19 protein-coding genes are annotated in these 22500 nt (G+C 72.2%); 1 reads left to right on the forward strand and 18 read right to left on the reverse strand.

What is annotated here, in order from left to right; genetic code table 11:
• The first annotated feature begins 1 nt into the window (after position 1).
• Entirely contained in the window at positions 2-283 is a 282-nt protein-coding gene (locus tag JJ685_RS21515) for a hypothetical protein (RefSeq protein ID WP_201676395.1), read from the forward strand.
• A gap of 15 nt (positions 284-298) precedes the next feature.
• Here the strand turns inward: JJ685_RS21515 and JJ685_RS21520 are convergent, their stop codons facing one another.
• From JJ685_RS21520 to JJ685_RS21605, 18 genes are all read right to left on the reverse strand, one after another.
• Positions 299-706 (reverse strand): hypothetical protein, encoded by a 408-nt coding sequence (locus JJ685_RS21520; RefSeq protein ID WP_201676396.1) that lies wholly within the window; start codon positions 704-706, stop codon positions 299-301.
• A gap of 43 nt (positions 707-749) precedes the next feature.
• Positions 750-2183 (reverse strand): efflux transporter outer membrane subunit, encoded by a 1434-nt coding sequence (locus JJ685_RS21525; RefSeq protein ID WP_201676397.1) that lies wholly within the window; start codon positions 2181-2183, stop codon positions 750-752.
• Between the two features lie 3 nt (positions 2184-2186).
• Positions 2187-5426 carry an efflux RND transporter permease subunit gene (locus tag JJ685_RS21530; RefSeq protein WP_201676398.1) on the reverse strand — a complete coding sequence of 1080 codons (3240 nt, stop codon included), beginning with the start codon at positions 5424-5426 and terminating at the stop codon, positions 2187-2189.
• A complete protein-coding gene (locus tag JJ685_RS21535; protein WP_201676399.1) occupies positions 5423-8536 on the reverse strand; it encodes an efflux RND transporter permease subunit in 3114 nt (1037 codons plus the stop codon). Before JJ685_RS21535 ends, JJ685_RS21530 begins: the two co-directional genes overlap by 4 nt.
• Positions 8533-10215, reverse strand: coding sequence for an efflux RND transporter periplasmic adaptor subunit (locus tag JJ685_RS21540; protein ID WP_201676400.1), 1683 nt, complete (start codon positions 10213-10215; stop codon positions 8533-8535). The genes JJ685_RS21535 and JJ685_RS21540 overlap by 4 nt, the downstream gene beginning before the upstream one ends.
• A 224-nt stretch (positions 10216-10439) precedes the next feature.
• Positions 10440-11081: a class I SAM-dependent methyltransferase gene (locus JJ685_RS21545; protein ID WP_201676401.1), complete on the reverse strand. Its 642-nt coding sequence runs from the start codon at positions 11079-11081 to the stop codon at positions 10440-10442.
• A gap of 16 nt (positions 11082-11097) precedes the next feature.
• A complete protein-coding gene (locus tag JJ685_RS21550; RefSeq protein WP_201676402.1) occupies positions 11098-11535 on the reverse strand; it encodes a universal stress protein in 438 nt (145 codons plus the stop codon).
• A 120-nt stretch (positions 11536-11655) separates the two neighbouring features.
• Entirely contained in the window at positions 11656-13110 is a 1455-nt protein-coding gene (locus JJ685_RS21555; protein WP_201676403.1) for a cobyric acid synthase, read from the reverse strand.
• Positions 13111-13204: 94 nt separating this feature from the next.
• Positions 13205-13978 carry an ABC transporter ATP-binding protein gene (locus JJ685_RS21560; protein WP_201676404.1) on the reverse strand — a complete coding sequence of 258 codons (774 nt, stop codon included), beginning with the start codon at positions 13976-13978 and terminating at the stop codon, positions 13205-13207.
• Complete coding sequence (locus tag JJ685_RS21565) at positions 13975-14964, reverse strand: FecCD family ABC transporter permease (protein ID WP_201676405.1); 990 nt, start codon at positions 14962-14964, stop codon at positions 13975-13977. Before JJ685_RS21565 ends, JJ685_RS21560 begins: the two co-directional genes overlap by 4 nt.
• Entirely contained in the window at positions 14961-15848 is an 888-nt protein-coding gene (locus JJ685_RS21570; protein WP_201676406.1) for an ABC transporter substrate-binding protein, read from the reverse strand. Before JJ685_RS21570 ends, JJ685_RS21565 begins: the two co-directional genes overlap by 4 nt.
• A 131-nt stretch (positions 15849-15979) precedes the next feature.
• Positions 15980-16534, reverse strand: a complete 555-nt coding sequence (locus JJ685_RS21575) for a histidine phosphatase family protein (protein ID WP_201676407.1) — start codon at positions 16532-16534, stop codon at positions 15980-15982.
• Complete coding sequence (locus JJ685_RS21580) at positions 16531-17331, reverse strand: adenosylcobinamide-GDP ribazoletransferase (RefSeq protein ID WP_201676408.1); 801 nt, start codon at positions 17329-17331, stop codon at positions 16531-16533. The genes JJ685_RS21575 and JJ685_RS21580 overlap by 4 nt, the downstream gene beginning before the upstream one ends.
• Positions 17328-18362, reverse strand: a complete 1035-nt coding sequence (gene cobT / locus JJ685_RS21585) for a nicotinate-nucleotide--dimethylbenzimidazole phosphoribosyltransferase (RefSeq protein ID WP_201676409.1) — start codon at positions 18360-18362, stop codon at positions 17328-17330. The genes JJ685_RS21580 and cobT overlap by 4 nt, the downstream gene beginning before the upstream one ends.
• Before the next feature lie 70 nt (positions 18363-18432).
• Positions 18433-19296, reverse strand: a complete 864-nt coding sequence (locus JJ685_RS21590) for an ABC transporter substrate-binding protein (RefSeq protein ID WP_201676410.1) — start codon at positions 19294-19296, stop codon at positions 18433-18435.
• Positions 19293-19862: a bifunctional adenosylcobinamide kinase/adenosylcobinamide-phosphate guanylyltransferase gene (locus JJ685_RS21595; RefSeq protein WP_201676411.1), complete on the reverse strand. Its 570-nt coding sequence runs from the start codon at positions 19860-19862 to the stop codon at positions 19293-19295. The genes JJ685_RS21590 and JJ685_RS21595 overlap by 4 nt, the downstream gene beginning before the upstream one ends.
• Entirely contained in the window at positions 19855-20664 is an 810-nt protein-coding gene (locus tag JJ685_RS21600) for a cobalamin-binding protein (protein ID WP_201676412.1), read from the reverse strand. The genes JJ685_RS21595 and JJ685_RS21600 overlap by 8 nt, the downstream gene beginning before the upstream one ends.
• Positions 20665-20674: 10 nt before the next feature.
• The gene (locus JJ685_RS21605; RefSeq protein ID WP_236599177.1) at positions 20675-22480 is read right to left on the reverse strand and encodes a TonB-dependent receptor domain-containing protein; all 1806 of its coding nucleotides are present in this window, start codon (positions 22478-22480) and stop codon (positions 20675-20677) included.
• Positions 22481-22500 lie beyond the last annotated feature (20 nt).

Here is a 22500-nt window from a genome sequence, read left to right on the forward strand (position 1 = left end):
CATGGAACAGGACAAGGAAATCAGGGAAACGCTCGAGATCCACACGCAGAGCATCCAGGGACTGGTCGACAACCAGCTGATGCTGGCGGCGCAGGTGCAGGTGCTGCAGGCGGCACTGGCCACCGTGCTGCTGCACCACGCCGACCGTGCCACGCTGCTGCGGACCTTCAAGGGCTACATGAAGATCTCCAAGGAATCCACGCCGCAACTGTCGCGGCACATGGAAGCCCTGGAGGGCGGGATGCTGGCCCTGCTGGGGCAGGGGACGGAGCCGGAGCGATAGGCCACGGGAGTCGGGTCAGGCCGACCACTCCCCGAACACGAAGCGGAACACCCTGGGCTTCGCCTCCCCCGGCCGGGTCATCTCCAGCCGCAGTTCCTGCGGCCGCGGGCGGATCGCGATGAACTTCAGCACGCCCGCCCGGTGGCCCCTCACGCCGCCGGCTTCGCCCTCCCACGCCAGCGGCTTCATGCGCCGGCCGTCTCCCACCAGCACGATGGAGTCGAGCACCTCGTCGTCGAGCCGCCGGCTGCCCGCCTCGAAGGCGATCGCGAAATCCCAGAGGCTGCTGTCGGGGTCGAGGTTGCCGGGCGTGACCGCGACGGTCACGCCGCCCACCTCGCTGGTCTGCGTGGCGCTGGGCCAGGCGGCGACGCCCAGCACCACCAGCAGCACCATCGCGATCGCGAATTTGCCCAGGCTCATGCCGCCAAGGTACTCCCCGGCGGCGCGCCGGCCTTGACGACCGTCAAGGGGCGCTGGACGCGACGGCACCCAGCCCGTGCCAGCCGCCACCCAGCGACTGGATCAGGGCCACCGCCGCGATCTGGTGGTCCACCTGCGCCAGCACCAGCGCACGCCGCGCGGCGGCGGCGTTCTGCTGCGCGGTGATCACCTCGGTGTAATTCACCTGCCCGGCCTCGTAGCGATTGAGCACCTGCCGCTCCACCAGGTCCGCCGCGCGGCTGGCCTGCAGGCGCAGCGCCTGCTGCTGCCCCAGCACGCGCAGGCCCACCAGCTGGTCCTCGACGTCCTGGAAGGCGACGAGCACCGTCTGGCGGTAGCGCGCGGCCGTCTGGTCCAGCGAGGCGCGGGCCTGGTCCACGCGCGACTGGGTGGCGCCGGCGTCGAAGATCAACTGCGCCACCGAGGTGCCGAGCGCCCAGACGAGACTGGACACGCTGAACAGGTCGCCGATGCTGGTGGCGCTGTTGGCGAGCGAGCCGGTCAGGTTGATGCTCGGGAAGAAACCGGCGCGCGCGATGCCGATCTGCGCGTTGGCCTGCGCCACCTGGCGCTCCGCCGCCGCGATGTCCGGCCGCCGCTGCAGCAGCAGGGACGGCACTTCCGGCGGGATCGCCGGCACCCGCGCGCTCCAGCCCGGGTCCACCGCGACGCTGAAGTCCGCCGGCGCCTTGCCCACCAGCACCGCGACCGCATGCTCGAAATTGGCCCGCTGGCGCTCCAGCCCCAGCAGGTCCGCCTGGCTGTTGGCGAGCTGGCTTTCCGCTTGCAGCACGTCGGTGCGGGCCACGACGCCCGCCTCGTAGCGGTTGCGCGTGATCTGCATGCTGCGCGCGTAGCCCGCGATGGTTTCCGCCTGCAGCGCGTAGGCCACGTCGGTCTGGCGCAGGCCGAAGTAATTGGCCGCGAGTTCGCCCTGGGCGGCGAGCCGCGCCGCTTCGAGGTCGGCCTCCGCGACCTGCTCGCCGGCCCGCGCGCTGTCCACGCCCAGGCGCAGCCGCCCGAACACGTCGGGTTCCCAGCTCGCGCCGATGTTCCACTGGTAGCTGCGCGTCGTGGGACGGTCCCGGCCGCCCGTGCGGTTGCTGGTCAGGTTGAGGTCCACGTGCGGGAACAGGCTGGCCCGCTGCTCGCGCGTGAAGGCGCGCGCCTGCGCATACGAAGCGAGCGCCGCGGCGACGTTCTGGTTGGAGACGTCGACCTGCGAGGCGAGCCGGTTCAGCACCGGATCGTCGAACAGCTCCCACCAGGGGCCGCGCTCCAGCGTGTCGGCCGGCGCCGCGGGCACCCAGGCGCCCCTCCCTTCCTTGAAGGCGGCCGGCGTGTCCACGGGCGGCACCTCGTAGGCGGGCGCCAGCGGCAGGGGCGTGCAGCCGGCCAGCACCAGGCTGGCGGCGAGGACGGCAAGGACGGGGCGGAAGGTCAGGGAGCGGTTCATCGTTCAGGCGGTTTGCGCTTCGCCGCCATGGCGCGAGAGCTGGTTCTCGATCGGGCTGCGCCGGCGCAACTTGTCCAGCAGCAGGTACACGACGGGCGTGGTCAGCAGCGTGATCACCTGGCTGGCGATCAGGCCGCCGATGATGGTGACGCCCAGCGGCCGGCGCAGTTCCGCGCCTTCGCCGAAGCCGATGGCCAGCGGCAGCGCGCCGAGGATGGCCGCCAGCGTGGTCATGAGGATGGGGCGGAAGCGCAGCAGGCAGGCTTCGCGCACGGCGTCTTCCGGCGCCAGGCCGCGCGAGCGCTCGGCATCGAGGGCGAAGTCGATGATCAGGATGGCGTTCTTCTTCACGATGCCGATCAGCAGGAACAGGCCGATCAGGGCCATGATGGAGAACTCCATCTTGAACAGCAGCAGCGCCAGCACGGCGCCGATGCCGGCCGAGGGCAGCGTCGACAGCACGGTCACCGGGTGCACCAGGCTTTCGTACAGCACCCCCAGCACGATGTAGATCACGACGATGGCGGCGAGGATCAGCAGCGGCTGCTGCTGGTTGCTCTCCTCCGCCGCCCGGGCCGTGCCCTGGAAGCTGCCGCGCACGTTGATCGGCATCCGGATCTCGTCCTGCGCGTCGCGCACCGCCTGCTTGGCCTGGTCGAGCGTGGAGCCCTCGGCGGTGTTGAAGGAGACCGTGGTGGCGAGCTCCGCGTCCTGGTGGTTCACCGAGGTGGCGGTCGGGCGCTCGGAGAAGCGCGCGATCGCCGACAGCGGCACCATGCTGGTCGCCGCGGTGTTGAGGGCCTGGCCCGTGGAGGCATCGCGCAGCGAGGGATTGGCGCTGGTCGCGGTGACGGTCGCCGTCGCCGTGGTGCTGGCCGCCGTCGAGGCTTCCGCGCCGGTGGTCGCCGGCCCGGTGTTGCGCGCCGGCACGAAGATGTCCTTCAGCGCTTCCGGGCTGCGGATATAGCGCGGCGCCAGCTGCAGGATCACGCGGTACTGGTTGACCTCTTCGTAGATGGTGGCCACCTGCCGCTGGCCGAAGGCGTTGTAGAGCGCGTTGTCGATGTCGCGCGAGGTGATGCCCATGCGCGCCGCGGTCGGCTTGTCGACTTCCACGTAGGCCTCGACGCCGTTTTCCTGCTGGTCGGTGTCGACGTCCGTCAGCGCCTCCTGCCGCTTCATGGCATCGGCCAGACGGCCTGCCCACAGCTTGAGGTCGGCCACGTTGTCGCTCTTGAGCGTGTACTGGTAGGTGCTGTTGCTCTGGCGGCCGCCCATGCGCAGGTCCTGCACCGGGTTGAGGAACAGGCTCACGCCGGTGACGCGCGCCAGCTGCGGCCGCAGCCGGGCGATGACGGCCTGGCCGCGCTCGTCGCGGTCGCGCTTGAGGTTGACGAACATGAAGCCGCCGCCGGCGCGGCCGCCGCCGGTGAAGGCGACGACCGTGTCCACGGCGGGGTCGTTGCGCACGATGTCCACCAGCTGGCGCAGCTTGTCCTGCATCTGCTGGAAGGAGATGCTCTGGTCGGCGCGGATGCCGCCGTTGATCTGCCCGGTGTCCTGCTGCGGGAAGTAGCCCTTGGGGATGCGCACGAACAGGAAGGCGTTCAGCCCGATCACCAGCGCCAGGATCAGCAGCACCAGCCAGCGGGCGGCCAGCGCCCACTCGAGCGCGATCCCGTAGGCGTGCTGCACCCAGCCGAAGGCGCGCTCGGCCCAGCGCGAGATCCGCCCCGGCTGCTGCCGGTGCGCGCCGGGATGCAGCAGCCAGGCGCACATCATCGGCGTGGTGGTCAACGAGATCAGCAGCGAGATCATCACCGCGGCCGACAGCGTCACCGCGAACTCCCGGAACAGCCGGCCGACCTGGCCGCCCATGAACAGCAGCGGGATGAACACGGCGATCAGCGACAGGCTGATCGACAGCACCGTGAAGCCCACCTCGCGCGCGCCGCGCAGGGCCGCCTGGAAGCGGTCCATCCCGTGCTCGATGTGGCGCGAGGTGTTCTCCAGCACCACGATGGCGTCGTCCACCACGAAGCCCGTGGCCACGGTCAGCGCCATCAGCGACAGGTTGTTGAGCGAGAACCCCAGCAGGTGCATGACCCCGAAGGTGCCGAGCAGGGAGACGATCGTCGCGACCGCGGGGATGAAGGTGGCGCGCGCGCTGCGCAGGAACAGGCTCACCACCAGCACCACCAGCAGGATCGCGATGCCCAGCGTGAGCTCCACCTCGTGCAGCGAGGCGCGGATGGAGTGCGTGCGGTCCGAGGCCACCTCCAGCGCGATGTCCTTGGGCAGCGCCGCCTGCAGGGAGGGCAGCAGCGATCGCACGCCGTCGACCGTCTGGATCACGTTGGCGCCGGGCTGCAGCGTCACCAGCACGATCACGGCGGGCCGGCCGTTGAACAGGCCCATGGTGTTGATGTTCTCGACGCCGTCGCTGACCTCGGCGACGTCCGCCAGCCGCACCGCCGCGCCCTCCCGCCAGGCCACCACCATGCTGCGGTAGTCGGAGGCCGTCTTGCCGTTGTTCGGCATGCCGGTGCCGGTGTAGATCTGCAGCCGCTGGCCTTCGACGGTGACGTCGCCCTTGGGCCGGTTGGCGGTGCCGGCCTGCAGCGCGGCACGCACGTCCTCCATGCCGATGCCGTAGCGGTTCAGCGCGAACGGGATCATCTCCACCCGCACGGCGGGCTGCGAGCCGCCGCCCAGTTCCACGTCGCCGACGCCGGGCACCTGCGCGATCTTCTGCTGCACGACGTTGGACACCGCGTCGTAGATCTGCCCCGGCGAGCGCGACGGCGAGGTGAGCGCCAGGATGATCACCGGCGCGGCCGAGGGGTTGGCCTTGCGGTAGGTCGGGTTGCTGCGCAGGGTGGAAGGCAGGTCGCTGCGGGCCGCGTTGATGGCCGCCTGCACTTCGCGCGCGGCGGCGTCGATGTTGCGGTTCAGGTCGAACTGCAGCGTGATGCGCGAGCTGCCCGTGCCGCTGTTGGAGGTGACTTCGTTGACGCCGGCGATGGTGGCGAGGCGCCGCTCCAGCGGCGTGGCCACACTGGTGGCCATGGTCTGCGGGCTGGCGCCCGGCAGGTTGGCGCTGACCGAGATCACCGGGAAGTCCACCTGCGGCAGCGAGGCGACCGGCAGCTTGAAGAAGGCCGCGATGCCGGCCAGCGCCAGCCAGGCGGTGAGCAGCACGGTGCCGACGGGGCGGCGGACGAAGGGACTGGAGAGGTTCACGGGGAGACTCCCTCCCCCTCCGCGGCAGGGTTGGGAACGGGGCGCCGGGTCTTCGAGCGCCACCGCCGCCCCAGCCGGTCGAACCCGAGATAGATCACCGGCGTCGTGAACAGCGTCAGCAGCTGGCTCACGATCAGCCCGCCGAAGATCGCCAGGCCCAGGGGCCTTCTCAGCTCCGCCCCTTCCCCGAACCCGAACATCAGCGGCACCGCCGCGAACAAGGCCGCCAGCGTGGTCATGAGGATGGGCCGGAAGCGCAGCAGCGCCGCCTGGTGGATCGCCTCGCGCGGCGACTTGCCCTCCCCGCGCTCGGCGTCCAGCGCGAAGTCGATCATCATGATCGCGTTCTTCTTCACGATGCCGATCAGCAGGATGATGCCGATGATGCCGATCACGCCGAGGTCGTTGCCGGTCAGCATCAGCGCCAGCAGCGCGCCCACGCCGGCCGAAGGCAGCGTGGACAGGATCGTCAGCGGGTGCACGTAGCTCTCGTACAGCACGCCCAGCACGATGTAGACGCACACCACCGCCGCCAGGATCAGCCAGAGCTGGTTGCTCAGCGAGGACTCGTAGGCGCCCGACGCGCCGAGGAAGGTCATGCTGACCGTCGGCGGCAGTTCCAGGTCCTTCATCGCGGTGCGGATCACGTCCACGGCCGTGCCCAGGGCGACGCCGGGCGCGGCGTCGAAGCCGACGGTCGCGGCGGGGTACTGCGCCACGTGCGTGATCTGCAGCGGCGCCCGCCGCTCCGAGATGCGCGCCACGGCCGTGAGCGGCGTCGGCTCGCCCGAGCTGCTGCGCAGCTGGATCGCGCCGAGCGCGTTGCCCTGCGCCTCGGCGTCCGGACGCGCTTCGAGCACCACCCGGTACTGGTTGGTCTCGGTGAAGATCGTGGAGACGATGCGCTGCCCGAAGGCGCTGTACAGCGCCTCGTTGATGGCGGACGCGCTGATCCCGAGGCGCGACGCGGTGTCGCGGTCGACATCGACGAACATCGCCGCCCCGGTGGCGTTGGCGTCGGTGGTGACGTTGGCCAGCCGCGGCTCGCGCTGCAGCCGCTCCACCAGGCGCCGCGCCCACTCGTTCACGGTGCCCGGGTCGGAGCCCTCCAGCGAGAGCCGGTACTGCGTGGGTCCGGTCTCCGATTCGATCGTCAGGTCCTGCACCGGCTGCAGGAACAGGCGCGTGCCCGCGACCTTCTGGCCCCGTTCGCGCAGGCGGTCCATCACCGCCTGCAGGCTTCCGCGGGAGGACTTGAGGTTCACCAGCATGCGGCCGGTGTGCAGCATGGTGTTGTTGGCCGCGTCGACGCCGACGAAGCTGGAGATCGACTCGACCGCCGGATCCTCCAGCAGCGCGCGGGCGACGTCCTGCTGCAGCGCCGCCATCCGCGGGTACGAAATCGACTGGGCCGCATCCACCCGCACCTGCAGCTGCCCCGTGTCCTGCACCGGGAACAGGCCCTTGGGGATGGCGACGTACAGCAGCACCGTGAAGGCCAGGGTGCCCAGCGCCACCAGCAGCGTCGCCTTCTGGCGCTCCAGCACCCAGCCGAGCGCGACGTCGTAGCGCGCGATCACGCGGTCGAAGCCCCGCTGCAGGCGGCCGCCGAGGCCGCCCTGCGGTTCCCGGTGCGCCTGCAGCCAGCGGCCGGACATCATCGGCACCAGCGTCAGCGAGACCACCGCGGAGATCAGGATGGTGATCGCCAGCGTCACGGCGAATTCGCGGAACAGGCGCCCGATCACGTCGCCCATGAACAGCAGGGGGATCAGCACCGCGACCAGCGACACCGTCAGGGAGATGATGGTGAAGCCGATCTCGCTCGCGCCCTGCAGCGCGGCCTCCATGGGCTTCACGCCGTCCTCGATGTGGCGCGAGATGTTCTCGATCATCACGATCGCGTCGTCCACCACGAAGCCGGTGGCGATGGTCATCGCCATCAGCGACAGGTTGTTCAGGCTGTAACCCAGCAGGTACATCGCGCCGCAGGTGCCGATCAGCGAGATCGGCACGGCCAGGCTGGCGATCAGCGTGGCCCGCGGGCTGTGCAGGAAGGCGAAGATCACCAGCACCACCAGCACCACGGCCAGCACCAGCTCGATCTGCACGTGGTGCACCGAGGCGCGGATGCCGGTCGTGCGGTCCGTCAGCACGTCGACCCGGATCGACTCCGGCAGGCCCGCGGTGAGTTCGGGCAGCCGCGCCTTGATCGCGTCCACCGTGGCGATCACGTTGGCGCCGGGCTGCCGCTGCACGTTGAGGATGATGGCCGGCTGCACGTTGGCCCAGGCGCCCAGCTTGACGTTCTCGGCGCTCTCCACGACCTGCGCGACGTCGCGCAGCCGCACCGGGGCGCCATTGCGGAACGCCACCACCAGCTCGCCATAGTCCTTGGCGGTGAGCAGCTGGTCGTTGGAGTTGATCGTGTAGGCGCGCGAAGGCCCGTCGATGCTGCCCTTGGCCGCATTCGCATTGGCCGAGGAGATCGTGCTGCGGATGTTGTCCAGCGTGAGGCTCAGCGAGGCGAGCGCGCGGTTGTCGGCCTGGATGCGCACGGCCGGCCGCTGGCCGCCGGACAGCGTGACCAGGCCCACCCCGCCGACCTGGCTGATCTTGAGGGCCAGGCGCGTATCGGCGATGTTGCGCACCTCGGTGAGCGGCAGCGTGGCCGAGGTCAGCGCCAGGGTCAGGACCGGCGCGTCGGCCGGGTTCACTTTCGCGTAGACGGGCGGCGCCGGCAGGTCGGCCGGCAGCAAAGACGCGCCGGCATTGATCGCGGCCTGCACCTGCTGCTCCGCGACGTCGAGCGCCAGGCCCAGCCCGAACTGCAGCGTGACGATGGAGACGCCCGCCGCGCTGGTGGAACTCATGCGCGAGAGGCCCGGCATCTGGCCGAACTGGCGCTCCAGCGGCGCCGTGACCGTCTGCGCCATCACCTCCGGGCTGGCGCCGGGAAACAGCGTCTGCACCTGGATCGTCGGGTAGTCGACCTGCGGCAGCGCCGAGAGCGGCAGGAATCTCAAGCCGACCAGGCCCGCCAGCACGATGGCCAGCATCAGCAGCGAGGTCGCGACCGGCCGCAGGATGAAGGGGCGCGACGGACTCATTGGGTCGTCTGCGGCCCCGCCGCACCCGCCTCGCGCGCCTCGCGCCGCTGGCGCCGGCGCTCCTCGCGCTCCTCGGGCGTGAGCTTCTGCCACTCCGCCATGCGGGCGGCACGCTCCTCGGGGCTCATGGACTGGAAGCGGGCGCTGGCGGCGCCAGGGCCGGAAGCCGCCGCGGTGGCGGAGGCGGCAGCCGCGGGGGAGCCACTTTCGCGCGCCGTGGCCTCGGCCGGGCGCGCCCTCCCCGACCCTCGCCCGGCGGGAGAGGGAGGAGCCGCCTCGGCGGCGGACGCGCCGGTGAAGGGTTGCGAGGCCGCGGGTTGCGCGGCCGAGGCGCCGGCGCCCGGCGGCACGGCCCCGTCGCGCCGGCGGCGGCCACTGGCTGCGCCGCCGCCCTGCCCCGGCGAATCGCCGGGCAGCAGCACGCGCGAGCCGTCGCGCAGCCGGTCCGCGCCTTCGGTGATCACCCGCTCGCCGAGCTGCAGGCCGCTGAGGATCTGGACCCGCTCGCCGAGCGGCTGCCCGCGCACCACCGGGCGCTGCTTGACCGTGCGGTCCTCCTGCAGCACGAACACGTACTCGCCGCTGCCGCCCTGCCGCACCGCCGCCACCGGCACCACCACCGCGTTATTGATCGTGCGCAGCTGCAGCTGCACGTTGACGAACTGGCTCGGGAACAGCTGCTGCCGCGCGTTGTTGAAGCGGGCCTTGGCCCGCACGGTGCCGGTCTGCGTGTCGATCTGGTTGTCGAGCGAGGCGAACACGCCCGTGTCCAGCAAGGTGGTGCGGGTGCGGTCCATGGCCCTCACCTCCATGAACGCGCCGGCGTTCTGCGCCAGCCAGGCCGCATGGTCCTGCGGGACCGCGAACTCGACGTCGATCGGGCTCATCTTGGTGATCAACGCGATGCCGTTGGTGTCGCCGGTGCTCACCTGGTTGCCGACGTCGACGGTGCGCAGGCCGACGCGTCCCTCGATGGGCGCGACGATGTTCGTGTACGACAGGTTGAGGCGCGCGGTGCCCTCGGCCGCCTTGTCGGCCACCACGGCCGCTTCGAGCTGGTGGACGGTGGCGCGCTGCGTGTCGACTTCCTGCCGGGCGATCGAGTCCTGCTTCAGCAGCGTCTCGAAGCGCTCCAGCGTGACGCGCGCGGCGGTGAGCTGGGCCTCGTCGCGCATGCGCTGGCCCACCGCCTGCTGCACTGCCATCTCGTAGCTTCGCGGATCGATGGTGGCGAGCTGCTGGCCCTTGCGGACGTTCTGGCCTTCCTTGAACAGCACCTGCGTCAGCACGCCGTTGACCTGCGGGCGAACGCGCACCGTGGCCTGCGGCACGACGGTGCCGAGCGCCTCCAGGTTGACGGGGATGTCGGCGGCCTCGGCCGGGGCCACACCGACCGTCGTCGCCGTCCGGCCGCCAGCTCCGCCGCCGCCGGGGCCCCCCGGCCCGCCGCCCGCGCCGCCGCGGGCGCCCCCCGGGCCGCTGCGTTGCATCGCGGCGGTCTGCTCCGGACGCGTCAGGTCCCATGCCAGCCACGCCAGTCCGGTCGCGACCAGCAGCGCGATGACGGTGCCGACCACGGACGCGCGGCGACTCAGCTTGCGGCGCGGCGGCTGGGCCGCCGGGGGCGGCAGGGCACTGTCTTCGGGGGAGGTCGCCGGAGGCGCGGGCGGTGTGGGCATCGGAGTCCTTGTAGTTCTGGCGCGAGAAGGGCAAGTTCAGCAGGCGCTGAGGTTGCCCCCACATGGCTCAACGGACCGACAGTGACGGTCGCAAGCACGTGTAGGCGGGATTCTGCTGTGCTTTGCCCCTCGCTCGTGGCAAAAGCATGCGTGCCGAGCGTAACCCAGGCGTGTGATTTTTGTTGCGCGCGCGTGAAGTTTGTCGCGTGCGCGAACCTGTGTGGCTAGACGTCGCCGGAAGCGATGTAGACGCCGCCGAAGCCGGGCGTGCGCACCCGCACGTCGCGCAGGCGGGCAGCGAGCAGGCGCCAGGGCTGGTCCAGTCCGGCGAGGCAGGTGACCGAGTACAGCGCCGCGCCCAGCACGAACATGTTCACCGGCACGCACCAGGCCGGCGCCCACTGCAGGCCCACGGCCACCACCCGCGCGCCCGGCTTCAGGTGGGCGAGGATGTGGTCGAGCGCCGCTTCGTCCTGCAGCACGTCGTGCGTGAAATGGAACAGCGCGGCATCCGCCAGGCCCTCCAGCGGCGCCTGCGCGGCGGTAGCCTCCAGCAGTTCGATGCCGTTCCAGCGGCGGCCCTGGATGCGCCGGCGGGCCTGCGCCAGCATCTCCGGCGAGGGTTCGATGCCGACGATGCGGCCGGCAGCTCCGACGCCTTGCCGCAGGCCCTCGAAGCTGAGGCCGGTGCCGCAGCCCACGTCGAGCACGGTGGCGCCCCGCTGCAGTTCGAGCGCCGCGATCGCGTCGCGGCGCACCGGCTCGAAGGGCATCAGCTCGAGGTCGTAGTGCCCGGCGCGCCGGCTGTACTGAACCCGCGCGAGGGATGGATCCGGCATCCGGCCGGGGCCGGTGGGAAGCGGCATGGCGCCCATGCTTCGGCTAGTGGATGATGACGACGAGCACGCTGCAGGGGGCGTGCTCGATCAGCGCCCCGGAGATCGAGCCGCGCCACCAGCGGGCGGCCCAGCTGTCCAGGTGCTTGTGGCCGACCACGATCAGGTCGGCCGCGATGCGCCGCGCGTACTTGCAGATCTCGTCGATCGCTTCGCCCGTCACGACTTCGCCGCGCGCCGTGAAGCCGGCCTCGCCGAGGCGCCGCAGGCCGTCGTCGAGGACACCGCGGTACTTCCTCTTCTCCCGTTCCTCGAGTTCGACGTCGTACACGCCGCCTTCCAGGCCGACGAAGCTCATCGCGGAGGGCATCACGGCCACCAGGTGCAGTTCCGAATTCGACCACTGCGCCAGTTCGCGGATGTCCAGCAGTGCCTTCTGGCCCGCGTCCGAGCCGTCGTATGCGAGCAGGATCTTCTTGTACATGTTGCAACGCCCCAGGGACGCCGCGGCCCCGTGCCCCGGCTGACCAAGTATGGACCGCAACGTCCGGATTGGGTACCCCGCGTTTTTACCGCCTCGGCCCTGGACCCTGCTCCAGATCAATCAGCAGGCAATCAGTCCGGCCAGAGCGCCGGTGGCGAAATGCGACTCGATGACATCGGCGAGCCGGTCGAACACGGAATCGAGCGTCGGTGCGGCGGCGCCGAACAGCGCCTGCAGCACGCCGGCGTCCTCGAACAGGCCATGCAGGTAGATGCCCAGCACGTTGCCCTGCTCGTTGGTCCAGCCCAGTCCATGCGGCAGCGCGATGCGCCCCGGCGCCATCCCCGCATGCTGCGCCGTCTGGCCGGTGTGGATCTCGTAGCCCTGCACCTGCAGGCCGGACAGCGCGGACCAGGGGCCGGCCAGCGCCTCGAACCGCACGCCCGTGCGGCGCACCGTCTTGCTCTCCGCGAACTGCGTGACCAGCGGCAGCAGCCCGAGCCCGGGCGCGTTGCCGGCGATGTCGGCCGGATCGACGAGGGCCTCGCCCAGCACCTGCAGGCCGCCGCAGATGCCCAGCACCGGCCGGCCGGCGTTGGCGTGGTCGACGATGGCGCGCGCGAGGCCCTGCGCGCGCAGCCATTGCAGGTCGGCGACCGTGTTCTTGGAGCCGGGCAGGACCACCCAGTCGGCATCGGCCAGTTCGGCCGGCGTGCGCACCCAGCGCAGGCGCACGCCGGGGATGTTCTTCAGCGGCTGGAACTCGTCGAGGTTGCTGATGCGCGGCCAGGCGATCACCGCAATGCGCAGGCGCACCTCGCCGGCGGCCGCGGCGCGGTCGTCGAACACGCCGTCCTCCTCCGGCAGGCCGTGCTGCCACACCATCGGCAGCGTGGCCACCGTGGGCACGCCGGTGAGCCCTTCGAGCTGCGCCGGCCCGGGCTCCAGCAGCGCCGGGTCGCCGCGGAAGCGATTGAGCACGAAGCCGCGCAGCAGCGCCCGGTGTTCCGGTGCCAGCAGGGCCCAGGTGCCGTACAGGTGCGCGAAGGCGCCGCCGCGGTCGATGTCGGTGACCAGCAGGCAGGCGGCCCGGGCATGCGCGGCGACGCGCAGGTTGACGATGTCGCTGTCCTGCAGGTTGATCTCCGCCGGCGAGCCGGCGCCCTCGATCACGACGACATCGTTTTCCGCGCGCAGGGCGTCGAGCGCGTCGCGCACCGGCGGCCACAGCAGCGGGGCCCGTTGACGCCAGGGCAGCGCGGTGAGCTGAGGGTGGACTTGCCCGAGCAGCACCAGCTGGCTGTGGTCGTCGCGCTCGGGCTTCAGCAGCACCGGGTTCATGCGCACCTCGGGCGCCGCGCGCGCGGCCAGCGCCTGGAAGTACTGCGCGCAGCCGATCTCGCCGAGCGCGCCGTCCGCCGCCGCCACCACGCGCGCGTTGTTGCTCATGTTCTGCGCCTTGAAGGGCGCGACGCGCAGGCCTTGCCGCGCATACCAGCGGCACAGCGCGGTGGCCAGCCAGCTCTTGCCGGCGCCGCTGCTGGTCCCCAGCACCATCACGCAACGCGCAGTCATGGGAGAACCTCCCCCAGGCTTGTCCGCTTCGCGGCCTTCTCCTCCCCCCTCCGCCAGCGGAGGGGGCCCGCGCCTTCGGGCGGCCGTGCGGCGCTCACCGCTCCTCCACCGGCAGGGCGACCCAGCGGCCGGCGACCGCATGCACCTGCAGGCGGTGCGCGAACACCGACTCCAGCGCGCGATGCGTGGCCGGATCGCCGGCAGGGCCATGGTGCGCCACCCGCCCGTCCTGCAGCAAGACGAGGTCGTCGGCCTGCAGGGCCAGCCCGATCTCGTGCAGCACGCTCACGGCGGTGCCGCCGCGCGCCACGTGGCGGCGCACGATCGCCAGCCAGTCGGCCTGGTGCGGCGGGTCGAGGTGCGCCAGCGGCTCGTCCATCAGCAGGACGGGCGCCTGCACCGCCAGCGCCCGCGCCAGCAGCACGCGCTGGCGTTCGCCACCCGACAGGCTGCCCAGCGGGCGGGTGCGCCAGTCCCAGCACTGCGTTTCCTCCATCGCGGCGCGCACCGCGGCGTGGTCGGCGCCGCTCGCGCCGCCCAGCCAGTCCTGGTGCGGCAGACGGCCGAGCATCACCACGTCCTGCGCCAGCAGGTCCTCGGCGCCTGCCTCGGCCTGCCCCAGCCACGCGAGCGCGCGGGCCCGCTCGCGCACCGGCCATTGCGGGGCCGGCCGGCCGAGGAGTTCGACCTGCCCCTGCGCCGGCAGCAGTTGCGCCAGGGCCTTCAGCAAGGTCGTCTTGCCGGCGCCGTTGGGGCCGGCCAGCGCGGTCCAGCGGCCCGCCGGCAGCGCGAGCTCGAGGCCGTGCAGCACCTCGCGCTCGCCGAGCCGCACGCACAGTCCGCTGCAACGCAAGGCAGCCACGTTCATTGAGGCCTCCGCTGCATCAGGGCGAGGAGGTAGCCCCCCCCGAGCACGGCGGTCACCACGCCCACCGGCAGTTCGCGCGGCGCCAGCAGCCAGCGCGCCAGCACGTCCGCGGCCAGCAGCAGCGTGCCGCCGGCCAGGCCGGACAGGGGCAGCAGCCAGCGGTGCGTGGGCTTGGCGAGCGCGCGCACGAGGTGCGGGGCCATCAGGCCGATGAAGGCGACCAGGCCCACGTGCGCCACCGCGGCGCCGGTTCCGAGGGCGATCACGCCGACCAGGCCCAGCCGCGCGCGGGCCAGCGGCACGCCGAGGCTGGAGGCCGTCGTCTCGCCGAGCGCCAGGGCGTCCAGTGCCCGCCCCCACGCCAGCGCCACCGCGCCGCACGCGAGCAGCACCAGCGCCAGCACGCCGACGCTGGCCCACCCGAGGTAGCCCGTGGTGCCGAGCAGGAAGGACTGCATGCTGCGCAGCAGCTCGGGCACGAGGAAGATCACCAGCGAGGCCAGGGCGCCGAACACCATGCCGACGATCACGCCGGCGAGCAGCAGCCGCAGGGTTTGCTGCACGCCCCGCGCGAGCGCCAGGGTCAGCATCACGGCGCAGACCGCGCCGGCGAAGGCCGCGCCCGTCATGCCGAACGACATGGCCCAGGCCGCCGTGGCGAGGGGCGCGGCCCCCAGCAGCGCCAGCAGCAGGGCCACGCCCAGCGCGGCGCCGGTGGAGCTTCCGAGCAGGTAGGGATCCGCCAGCGGGTTGCGGAACAGGCCCTGCGCCACCGCGCCGGACAGGCCCAGCAGCGCACCCGCGAGCCAGGCGCCCAGGGTACGCGGCAGGCGGATCTCCCACAGGATCGTGAGGCCGGCGCCGCTCTGGTCGAGCAGGGGCTCCCAGCCCATGCTGCCGACGGCGATGCCCACCACCAGGAGACCCGCGCTGGCGGCCGCCAGCCCCACTGCCAGCGCGCCCGGCGCGCGCTGCGCCTCGCTCATCGACCGGGGCTCCCCTGCTGCAGCTTGCCCTCGAGGCAGTCCACCAGCAGTTGCGCGCCCTCGCCCAGGCGCGGGCCCGCGCGCATGACCACGTCGATGTGCGCCTGGTCCAGCGCGCAGACCTGGCCCGTGCGCAGCGCGGCGATGCGGCTCCAGCCGGGACGCGTGCGCAGCGAGGCGGCGTCGTTGCGCGCGACGATGATCACCTGCGGATCGGCCCGCACCACGAATTCGGGATTGAGCTTGGGGAAGGGCCCGAGCGAGGCCGGCACGATGTTCTCGGCACCCAGGCGCACCAGCAGTTCGCCGATGAAGGACCCTTCGCTCGCGGCATAGGGCGTGCTGGACACCTCCACGTAGACGCGCGTGCCGCGGCGCTCCGCCGGCAGGCGCAGCGCGGCCTGCTGCACGTCGCGGTTGATCCGCAGCCACACCTCCTCCGGATCCCCGACGCCGAGCACCGGGCCGAGGGCCTGCAGCACGCGCCGCACGTCGCGCAGGGTGCGGGGCTCCAGCACCAGCACGGTGAGGCCCAGCGCCTGCAGCCGCGGCAGGGCCCGCGAGGAGGCCGGCGCCAGGACCAGGTCCGGCCTGAGCGCCACGATGGCCTCGACCCGCGCGTCCTCCAGGCCGCCCACGCGGGGCAGCGCGTTCACGGCGGCGGGCCAGTTGGAGTAGTCGTCCACGCCCACCAGCCGGCCGCAGGCCCCGAGGGCGCACACGGTTTCGGTCAGCGCGGGCATCAGCGAGACGATGCGCTGGGGCGGCCGCGAAATGTCGACGCGCGCGCCCCGGTCGTCGATCACCTCCACGGCGCGGGCGGTGCCTGCCAGGAGGAAAAGGAACGCGGCGATCAAGGCCGCGAAAGCCCTGCGTTCACGCATGGCGGTGACTCCAGTCCAGCACTCCGAGCACGATGTCGGGCCGCCGGTGTGCGATCTTCCCGGCGCCCGCGATGATACGGCCCCTGTCGAGGGGCTGCAGCGGCGGATCAAGGCACACGCGGCATCCCCTCTTAGGCGTCCGTCACGGTGAACACGCGCGCTTCGCCGAAGCCCAGGCCCTCGCGCGGCCAGTCGGCGGCCGTGCGCGGGACGCCCTGCCCCGCCACCAGCAGGTGCAGCGCGCGCGCCACGCCTCCATGCGTGACCCACAGCCCGTCGCGGCCCGAGCGCCGCGCCTCGGCAAGCGCCGAAGCGACCCGAGCCATCAGTTCCGCCACGTTCTCGCGCCCGCCGAAGCGGTAGAGCGCGAAGTCCGCGGTCCAGCGCGCGTACTCCTCCTGCGCGATGGCACTCCAGCGCTGCCCTTCCCAGCATCCGAAGTCCAATTCCGCCAGCCGCGCGTCGTCCTGCCAGGTCAGGTCCGGACGAAGCTGCTGCAAGGCGACAGCCAGTTGCCGGCAGCGCTGCAGCGGCGAGCAGCGCGCGGCCAGGCCTCGCGGCACGGATGTCGCCAGCGCCGCGGCGGCCTGCTGCGTCGCCGCAGGATCCGCCTCGAGGTCGGACGCTCCATAGCACAGCCCCTCGGCCGCGATCGGCATGGCGTGGCGCACCAGCCAGAGCCTCATGCCGCCGCCAGTGCGATGCCGAGGTAGCAGGCGAGTTCGCACACCTGCTGCGTCGCCCCGAGGCAATCGCCCGTGAAGCCCTGCAGCCGGCGACGGAACAGCCGCGCCATCCAGGCCAGCGCCAGGGCGGAGGCGCACAGCGGCGCCAGCACGAAGGCGGGGCCCTGCAGCCAGGCGCCGGCCCCCGCGGCCAGCGCGGTCCACGCCAGTGCGCCGGCCAGGGCGCCGCCGCCGATGGCCTCGGCCATGGGCTTGGCCTTGCTGCCGGCCGCATCGCCGACATAGGGCAGCAAGCGGATCAGCACCAGCGGCCAGCCGCGCGAGAGGACGTGCGCCAGCACCAGTGCCGCAACCAGCATTCGCGCATCGATGGAACCGAGCAGTGCGAGCAGCGACACCTTGGCGGCCACGGCCAGCACCAGCGCCAGGACGCCGAAGGCGCCGGTGCGCGAGTCCTTCATGATCTCCAGCGCGCGCAGGCGATCCTGCGAGCCGCCCAGGCCGTCCGCGACGTCCGCCAGGCCGTCCTCGTGCAGCGCGCCGGTGAAGAGCACGGTGGCGACGGTGGACAGCACCGCGGCCACCAGCGGCGCGAACCCCACCGGCGGCAGCAGCACCAGCAGCCCGCCCGCCACCGCGGCGGCCAGCAGGCCGACCAGCAGGCCGACGCCGGGGAAGTGGGCCGCGCTCGCCCGCAGCATCGCCGGGCTGTAGCCCACCCAGGCGGCGAGCCGGCCCGTCACCGGCACGCGGGTGAAGAACTGCAAGGCCAGCAGGTAATGCCGCAGCGCGTTCATCGGTCCTGGCGGTCGGACACGCCGGCCGATTCGAAGCTCGCCATCTCGGACAGGATGGCGCAGGCCGATTGCAGCAGCGGCCAGGCCAGCACCGCGCCCGAGCCCTCGCCCAGGCGCAGGCCGAGATCCAGCAGCGCGGATGCGCCGCTTCCCAGGTGGCGCAGCATCAGGGCATGGCCGCTCTCGCTGGAGCGATGCGAGAAGACGCAGCGCTGCGTCACGTGGGGCGCCAGCGCCTGCGCCACCAGCGCGGCGGCGCTGGAGATGAAGCCATCCACCACGATCACGCGGCGTTCGCCCGCCGCCTGCAGCACCGCGCCCACGAGAGTGGCGATCTCGAAGCCGCCGAAGGCCGCCAGTGCCTGCAGCGGCTCGCGTGCGCCGGCATGGCGCCGCTGCACTTCCTGCAGCACCGCGAGCTTGCGCGCGACGCCCGCTTCGTCCAGGCCGGTCCCTGCGCCGACGCAATCGGCCAGCGGCTGTCCCGTCAGGGCCGCCAGCAGCAGCGAGGCGGCGGAGGTGTTGCCGATGCCCATCTCGCCCAGCAGCAGGGCGTTACCGGGGAGGTCGCGCACGACGCCGCGGCCGTTGGCGAGGGCCTGCTCGCATTGCGCCGGCGTCATGGCCGCGCCTTGCGAGCTGTCGGCGGTGCCGGGACCCAGCTTGCGGACCAGCAGGCCGGGGCGCGGCGTGAAGTCGTGCCGGACGCCGCAGTCCACCACCGTGAGCGCCAGGCCATGCTGGCGCGCCAGCACGCTGACGGCGGCGCCGCCGGCGAGGAAGTTCTCCACCATCTGCCAGGTGACGTCGCTGGGATAGGCGGACACGCCGCGCGCGGCCAGGCCGTGGTCGCCGGCGCAGACCAGCACCTGCGGCTGCTCCAGGCGCGGCGTCTCGGTGCCGAGGACCAGCCCCAGCTGCACCGCCAGGGACTCCAGGCGACCCAGCGCGCCCAGCGGCTTGGTCTTGCGGTCGATCTTGTGCTGCAGGCGTTGCGCCAGCGCGGGGTCGTGCAGGTCGGGGATGTTCATGTTGGCAGGTGAAAGTAATGGGTCAGCCCGGCACGCCGGTCGGGGAACGCTGCGCTGTGCGTCTGCGCGCTCATCCACCCGCCTTCGCCGCCATGCATGCGGCCAGCAGCCGCGCGGCTTCCGCCATGCGCGGGCCGGGGCGCAGCAGCACGTCCGACTGCGCGTCGTCGAAGAGGCAGATGCGCTTCTCGCGCAGCGCCCGCAGGTTCGCCCAGCCGGGGCGCTGCGCGAGGCCAGGGGCATCGCGCAGCCCGATCAGGATCAGGTCGGGATCCGTCCTCACCACGAATTCGGGATTGACGAGGGGGAACGGTCCCAGCTCCGGGGCGACGATGTTGCGCGCGCCGAGACGTTGCAGGATCTCGCCGATGAAGGAGCCGGGGCCGGCGGCATAGGGCCCGGGGCCCACCTCGAAGTAGACGCGCGCGCCGCGCGCCGCCGCCGGCAGCGATCGCGCGGCGGCGGCGACGCCGGCATCGATGTCGCGCCAGAGCCGCTGCGCATCGCGCACTTCCAGCAGCCGGCCCAGCGTCTCCGCGACCCGCTGCACCTCCGCGGCGGTGCGGGGCTCCAGCGCCAGCACCTTCAGTCCCAGCGCCTCCAGCCGCGGCGCGCCGCCCGAGGACGTGGCCATCAGCACCACGTCGGGCCTGAGCGCGACCACGGCCTCGATGTTGGGATCTTCTCCGCCGCCCACCTGGGGCAGTGCCTGCACCGCCGCGGGAAAGTTGGAGTAGCGATCCACGCCGACCAGGCGGGCACATTCGCCCAGTTCGCAGACCGTTTCCGTCAGGGACGGCAGCAGGCTCACGATGCGCCGCGGCGACCGGGGCAGCGTCACGCCGACGCCCCGGTCGTCGGTCAGCCTGAGTTCCGCCGCGGCCGGCAGGGCCAGCCCCAGAGCCAGCGCCAGGGCGCCGAGAATCCTCTTCACGGATGCCCTTTCACGGGGACGGGGAGACCCGCGACCATCAGCGTCACGCGCTCGCAGGCCCGCGCGCCCTGCTGGTTCAAGCGGCCCAGCGCGTCGACGAAGGCGCGCGTCTCGCGGCCCATCGGCACCACGCCCAGGCCGATCTCGTTGCTCACCAGCACCAGGGGCCCGGCGGCCGCGGCGACGGCGTGCGCCATCAGTTCCTCCTCCGGCGCCGGCAGCGCCACGTTCCCGGGGGGCGGCATCATGCGCGCCGTCAGCCACAGGGTGAGGCAGTCCACCACGACCAGCGTGCCGGGACGGCTGTGCGCGGCGATCGCGCGCACGATGTCCTGCGGTTCCTCCACCGTCTCCATGGCCGGCACGCGCCGCGCGCGGTCCTGCCGGTGGCGCTCGATCCGCGCGCGCATCTCCTCGCCCCAGGCTTGCGCGGTCGCGATGTACACGGCCCGGTGCGCCGCCGACTGCGCCAGCCAGGCAGCCGCCAGCGCCTCGGCACGCGAGGTCTTGCCGCTCTTCTGGCCGCCCAGGATCAGCTCGCTGCGCGCCACCCGCAGATCATCCATGCGCGCGGCTCCAGGCCAGGACGATGCGATGCAGCTGCTCCACGCCGTCAGTCAACGCGGCCGGTCCGGGCTGCAGGATGTCGGCGGACTTGATCTCGAACAACTGGCCGTCGCGCACCGCGTTCACGCCCTCCCAGCCGGGGCGCGCGGCCACCTTCTCCGGGCGGAACTTCTTGCCGCACCAGGAACCGACGACGATGTCGGGATTGCGGCGCACGATCTCCGCGCCGTCGGCGACGATGCGGTCCCTGCCCAGCGGGGCGCGCGCCAGCTCGGGAAAGACGTCGTCGCCGCCGGCGATGGCCGTGAGTTCCGACACCCAGCGGATGGCGCTGATGTGCGGCTCGTCCCATTCCTCGAAGAAGACGCGCGGCCGGCGCGGCAGGGCCCGGCCCGCGGCTTCGATCTCCAGCAGGCGCGCGCGCATCCCCTCCAGCAGGCGCAGGCCATCGTCGGCCCGGCCCACCATCGCCGCCACCTGGTACAGCATGGCGAAGATCTCCTCCACGCTGCGCTGGTTGAAGATGGTGACCTGCACGCCCTTGCGCACCAGTTCCGCGGCGATGTCGGCCTGCAGGTCGGAGAAGCCGAACACGCAGTCCGGCCGCAGTTCCAGGATCCTGTCGATCTTCGCGCTGAGGAAGGCGCTGACCCGGGGCTTCTCCTCGCGGGCGCGGCGCGGCCGCACCGTGTAGCCGGAAATGCCCACGATGCGCGCCTCCTCGCCGAGGAGGTACAGCCACTCGGTGGCTTCCTCGGTGAGGCAGACGATGCGGCGGGGGCCGCGCGCGATCTCCAGCATGGCGGCGAGCTTACTTCGGCTGCCAGCGCAGCGTGAGGTAGAAGGCGCGACCCGCCTGGTTGTAGCCCAGGGCGGTCTCGTACTCGCGGTCGGCGAGGTTGTTGACCTTGGCCTGCAGGCTCCAGTCGCGCGCCAGCTGCCAGTCGGCGTAGAGGTCGATGGTGGCGTAGCCGGCGAGCCGGTTCGCATTGGCGGCGTCGTCGAAGCGTTCGCCGGCTGCCAGCACCTTGCCGCCGAAAGTCCAGGCGCCCTGGGTCCAGTCCGCTCCCGCGGTCACCTGCTCCTTGGCGCGGCGCGGCAACTGCGTGCCATCGCCTTCGTTGCGCGGGTCCAGCAGGTCCAGCGAGCCGCGCAGCGCCAGGCGGCCGAAGGCCCCGGTGTAGCCCAGCGTCCAGCCGTCGATGCGCGCGTGCGGGATGTTCTGCGGCAGCGTGGTGTTGGTCATGAAGCCGCGGATGCGGTTGTCGAAGCGCACCAGCTGCACCTGGTGGCCGTCCTGCGCCCAGGTGAGCGCGAGGTCGTAGTTGCGGCCCTTCTCCGGTTGCAGGTCGGGGTTGCCGAAGTCGGGGAAATACAGCTGGTTGAACGAGGGCGCGACGAAGCTCGTGCCGTAGGAGGCGCTGGCGCGCCACGCGGGCGTGATGCGGTAGCCGTAGCCGGCGAAACCGGTGGTGGCGCCGCCGAACTGGGAGTTGTCGTCGCGGCGCAGGTTGACCTGCCAGCTGTGCGGGCCGCTGTCCCCGCTGATGCCGGCGAAGACGGCGTTGATGGTCCGCTGCTTGACCGTGTAGTCGACCGAGCCGCTCACGCGCTGCACGCGGTGCTCCAGGCCCGCCAGCACGACGCCGAGCGGCGTGCCGATGTCGTTCTGCCAGACCCACTCGGTCTGCGCCGTCTTGAAGGCGCCGGGGAAGCTCGCGACGATGCTGTTGGAGGTGTCCTCGCCCTGGTTCACGCGCAGCGAGGTCTGCCAGTTCGCCGTGGGCCGGCCCTTGACGCCTGCATGGGCCGCGAGGGCACGGATCGCCGAGCGGGAGTCGAAGCCCGGGCCGTCGTCGATCCAGGTGATGCCGTCGGAGTAGAGCGCGCCGGCGTCCACCGTCCAGCCGCGGCCCAGGTCGTACTGCAAGGAGCCGTTGACCGCGTTCTGCTCGAACGGGTCGTCATCCGGGTTGAAGTTGCCGAAGGGCTCGCGCGGGTTGGTGGCGGAGAAGCCGTGCTCGCGCGTGCGCTGCACGCTCAGGGTGTAGCCCAGGCCGCCCTGCCCGCCCGTGAGGCCGGCCGCGCCGGTGGCGTGCCCGTAGGTGCCGGCGGTGAGCGAGGCGAAGGGATGAAAGCCCTCGCGCCCCTTGCGGGTGAAGATCTGCACCACGCCGCCGACGCCGTCGCTGCCGTAGAGCGCGGAGGCCGGCCCCTTGAGGATCTCGATGCGTTCGATCATTTCCACCGGGATCCCGTCCCAGCTGGGAATGCCGGCGGTGGCCGAGCCGACGCGCACGCCGTCCACCAGCAGGATGGTGTGGCGGTCCTCGGTGCCGCGGATGAACACGCTGGACTGCTTGCCCAGGCCGCCGTTGGCCGCCATCTGCAGGCCGGCGTTGCGGGCCAGCAGCTCGGCGAGCGTGCGCGCCGTCGAGGCTTCGATCTGGTCGCGGCCGATCACGGTGACGTCGCTCACCAGTTCGTCGGCGCGGCTGCCGACGCGGTTGGCGGTGACGACGGTTTCCCGCAAGGTCGGCTGGGCCCAGGCGGGCAGGGAGGCGACGGCAAGCGGCAGCAGCATCGCCCGTGCGCAAGCCGTGGATCTGATTTTCATTGGAGACAAGGGATCGAACA

The organism is Ramlibacter monticola (assembly GCF_016722785.1).
GTDB lineage: Bacteria > Pseudomonadota > Gammaproteobacteria > Burkholderiales > Burkholderiaceae_C > Ramlibacter > Ramlibacter monticola.

Excerpts from the sequence above, each read along its gene's own strand:
- JJ685_RS21540 (WP_201676400.1), bottom strand. The coding sequence starts at position 10,215 with ATGCCCACACCGCCCGCGCCTCCGGCGACCTCCCCCGAAGACAGTGCC.
- JJ685_RS21545 (WP_201676401.1), bottom strand. The coding sequence starts at position 11,081 with ATGCCGCTTCCCACCGGCCCCGGCCGGATGCCGGATCCATCCCTCGCG.
- JJ685_RS21575 (WP_201676407.1), bottom strand. The coding sequence starts at position 16,534 with ATGAGGCTCTGGCTGGTGCGCCACGCCATGCCGATCGCGGCCGAGGGG.
- JJ685_RS21555 (WP_201676403.1), bottom strand. The coding sequence starts at position 13,110 with ATGACTGCGCGTTGCGTGATGGTGCTGGGGACCAGCAGCGGCGCCGGC.
- JJ685_RS21570 (WP_201676406.1), bottom strand. The coding sequence starts at position 15,848 with ATGCGTGAACGCAGGGCTTTCGCGGCCTTGATCGCCGCGTTCCTTTTC.
- JJ685_RS21535 (WP_201676399.1), bottom strand. The coding sequence starts at position 8,536 with ATGAGTCCGTCGCGCCCCTTCATCCTGCGGCCGGTCGCGACCTCGCTG.
- JJ685_RS21515 (WP_201676395.1), top strand. The coding sequence starts at position 2 with ATGGAACAGGACAAGGAAATCAGGGAAACGCTCGAGATCCACACGCAG.
- JJ685_RS21560 (WP_201676404.1), bottom strand. The coding sequence starts at position 13,978 with ATGAACGTGGCTGCCTTGCGTTGCAGCGGACTGTGCGTGCGGCTCGGC.
- JJ685_RS21550 (WP_201676402.1), bottom strand. The coding sequence starts at position 11,535 with ATGTACAAGAAGATCCTGCTCGCATACGACGGCTCGGACGCGGGCCAG.
- JJ685_RS21525 (WP_201676397.1), bottom strand. The coding sequence starts at position 2,183 with ATGAACCGCTCCCTGACCTTCCGCCCCGTCCTTGCCGTCCTCGCCGCC.
- JJ685_RS21595 (WP_201676411.1), bottom strand. The coding sequence starts at position 19,862 with ATGGATGATCTGCGGGTGGCGCGCAGCGAGCTGATCCTGGGCGGCCAG.
- cobT (WP_201676409.1), bottom strand. The coding sequence starts at position 18,362 with ATGAACATCCCCGACCTGCACGACCCCGCGCTGGCGCAACGCCTGCAG.
- JJ685_RS21605 (WP_236599177.1), bottom strand. The coding sequence starts at position 22,480 with ATGAAAATCAGATCCACGGCTTGCGCACGGGCGATGCTGCTGCCGCTT.
- JJ685_RS21565 (WP_201676405.1), bottom strand. The coding sequence starts at position 14,964 with ATGAGCGAGGCGCAGCGCGCGCCGGGCGCGCTGGCAGTGGGGCTGGCG.
- JJ685_RS21580 (WP_201676408.1), bottom strand. The coding sequence starts at position 17,331 with ATGAACGCGCTGCGGCATTACCTGCTGGCCTTGCAGTTCTTCACCCGC.
- JJ685_RS21520 (WP_201676396.1), bottom strand. The coding sequence starts at position 706 with ATGAGCCTGGGCAAATTCGCGATCGCGATGGTGCTGCTGGTGGTGCTG.
- JJ685_RS21600 (WP_201676412.1), bottom strand. The coding sequence starts at position 20,664 with ATGCTGGAGATCGCGCGCGGCCCCCGCCGCATCGTCTGCCTCACCGAG.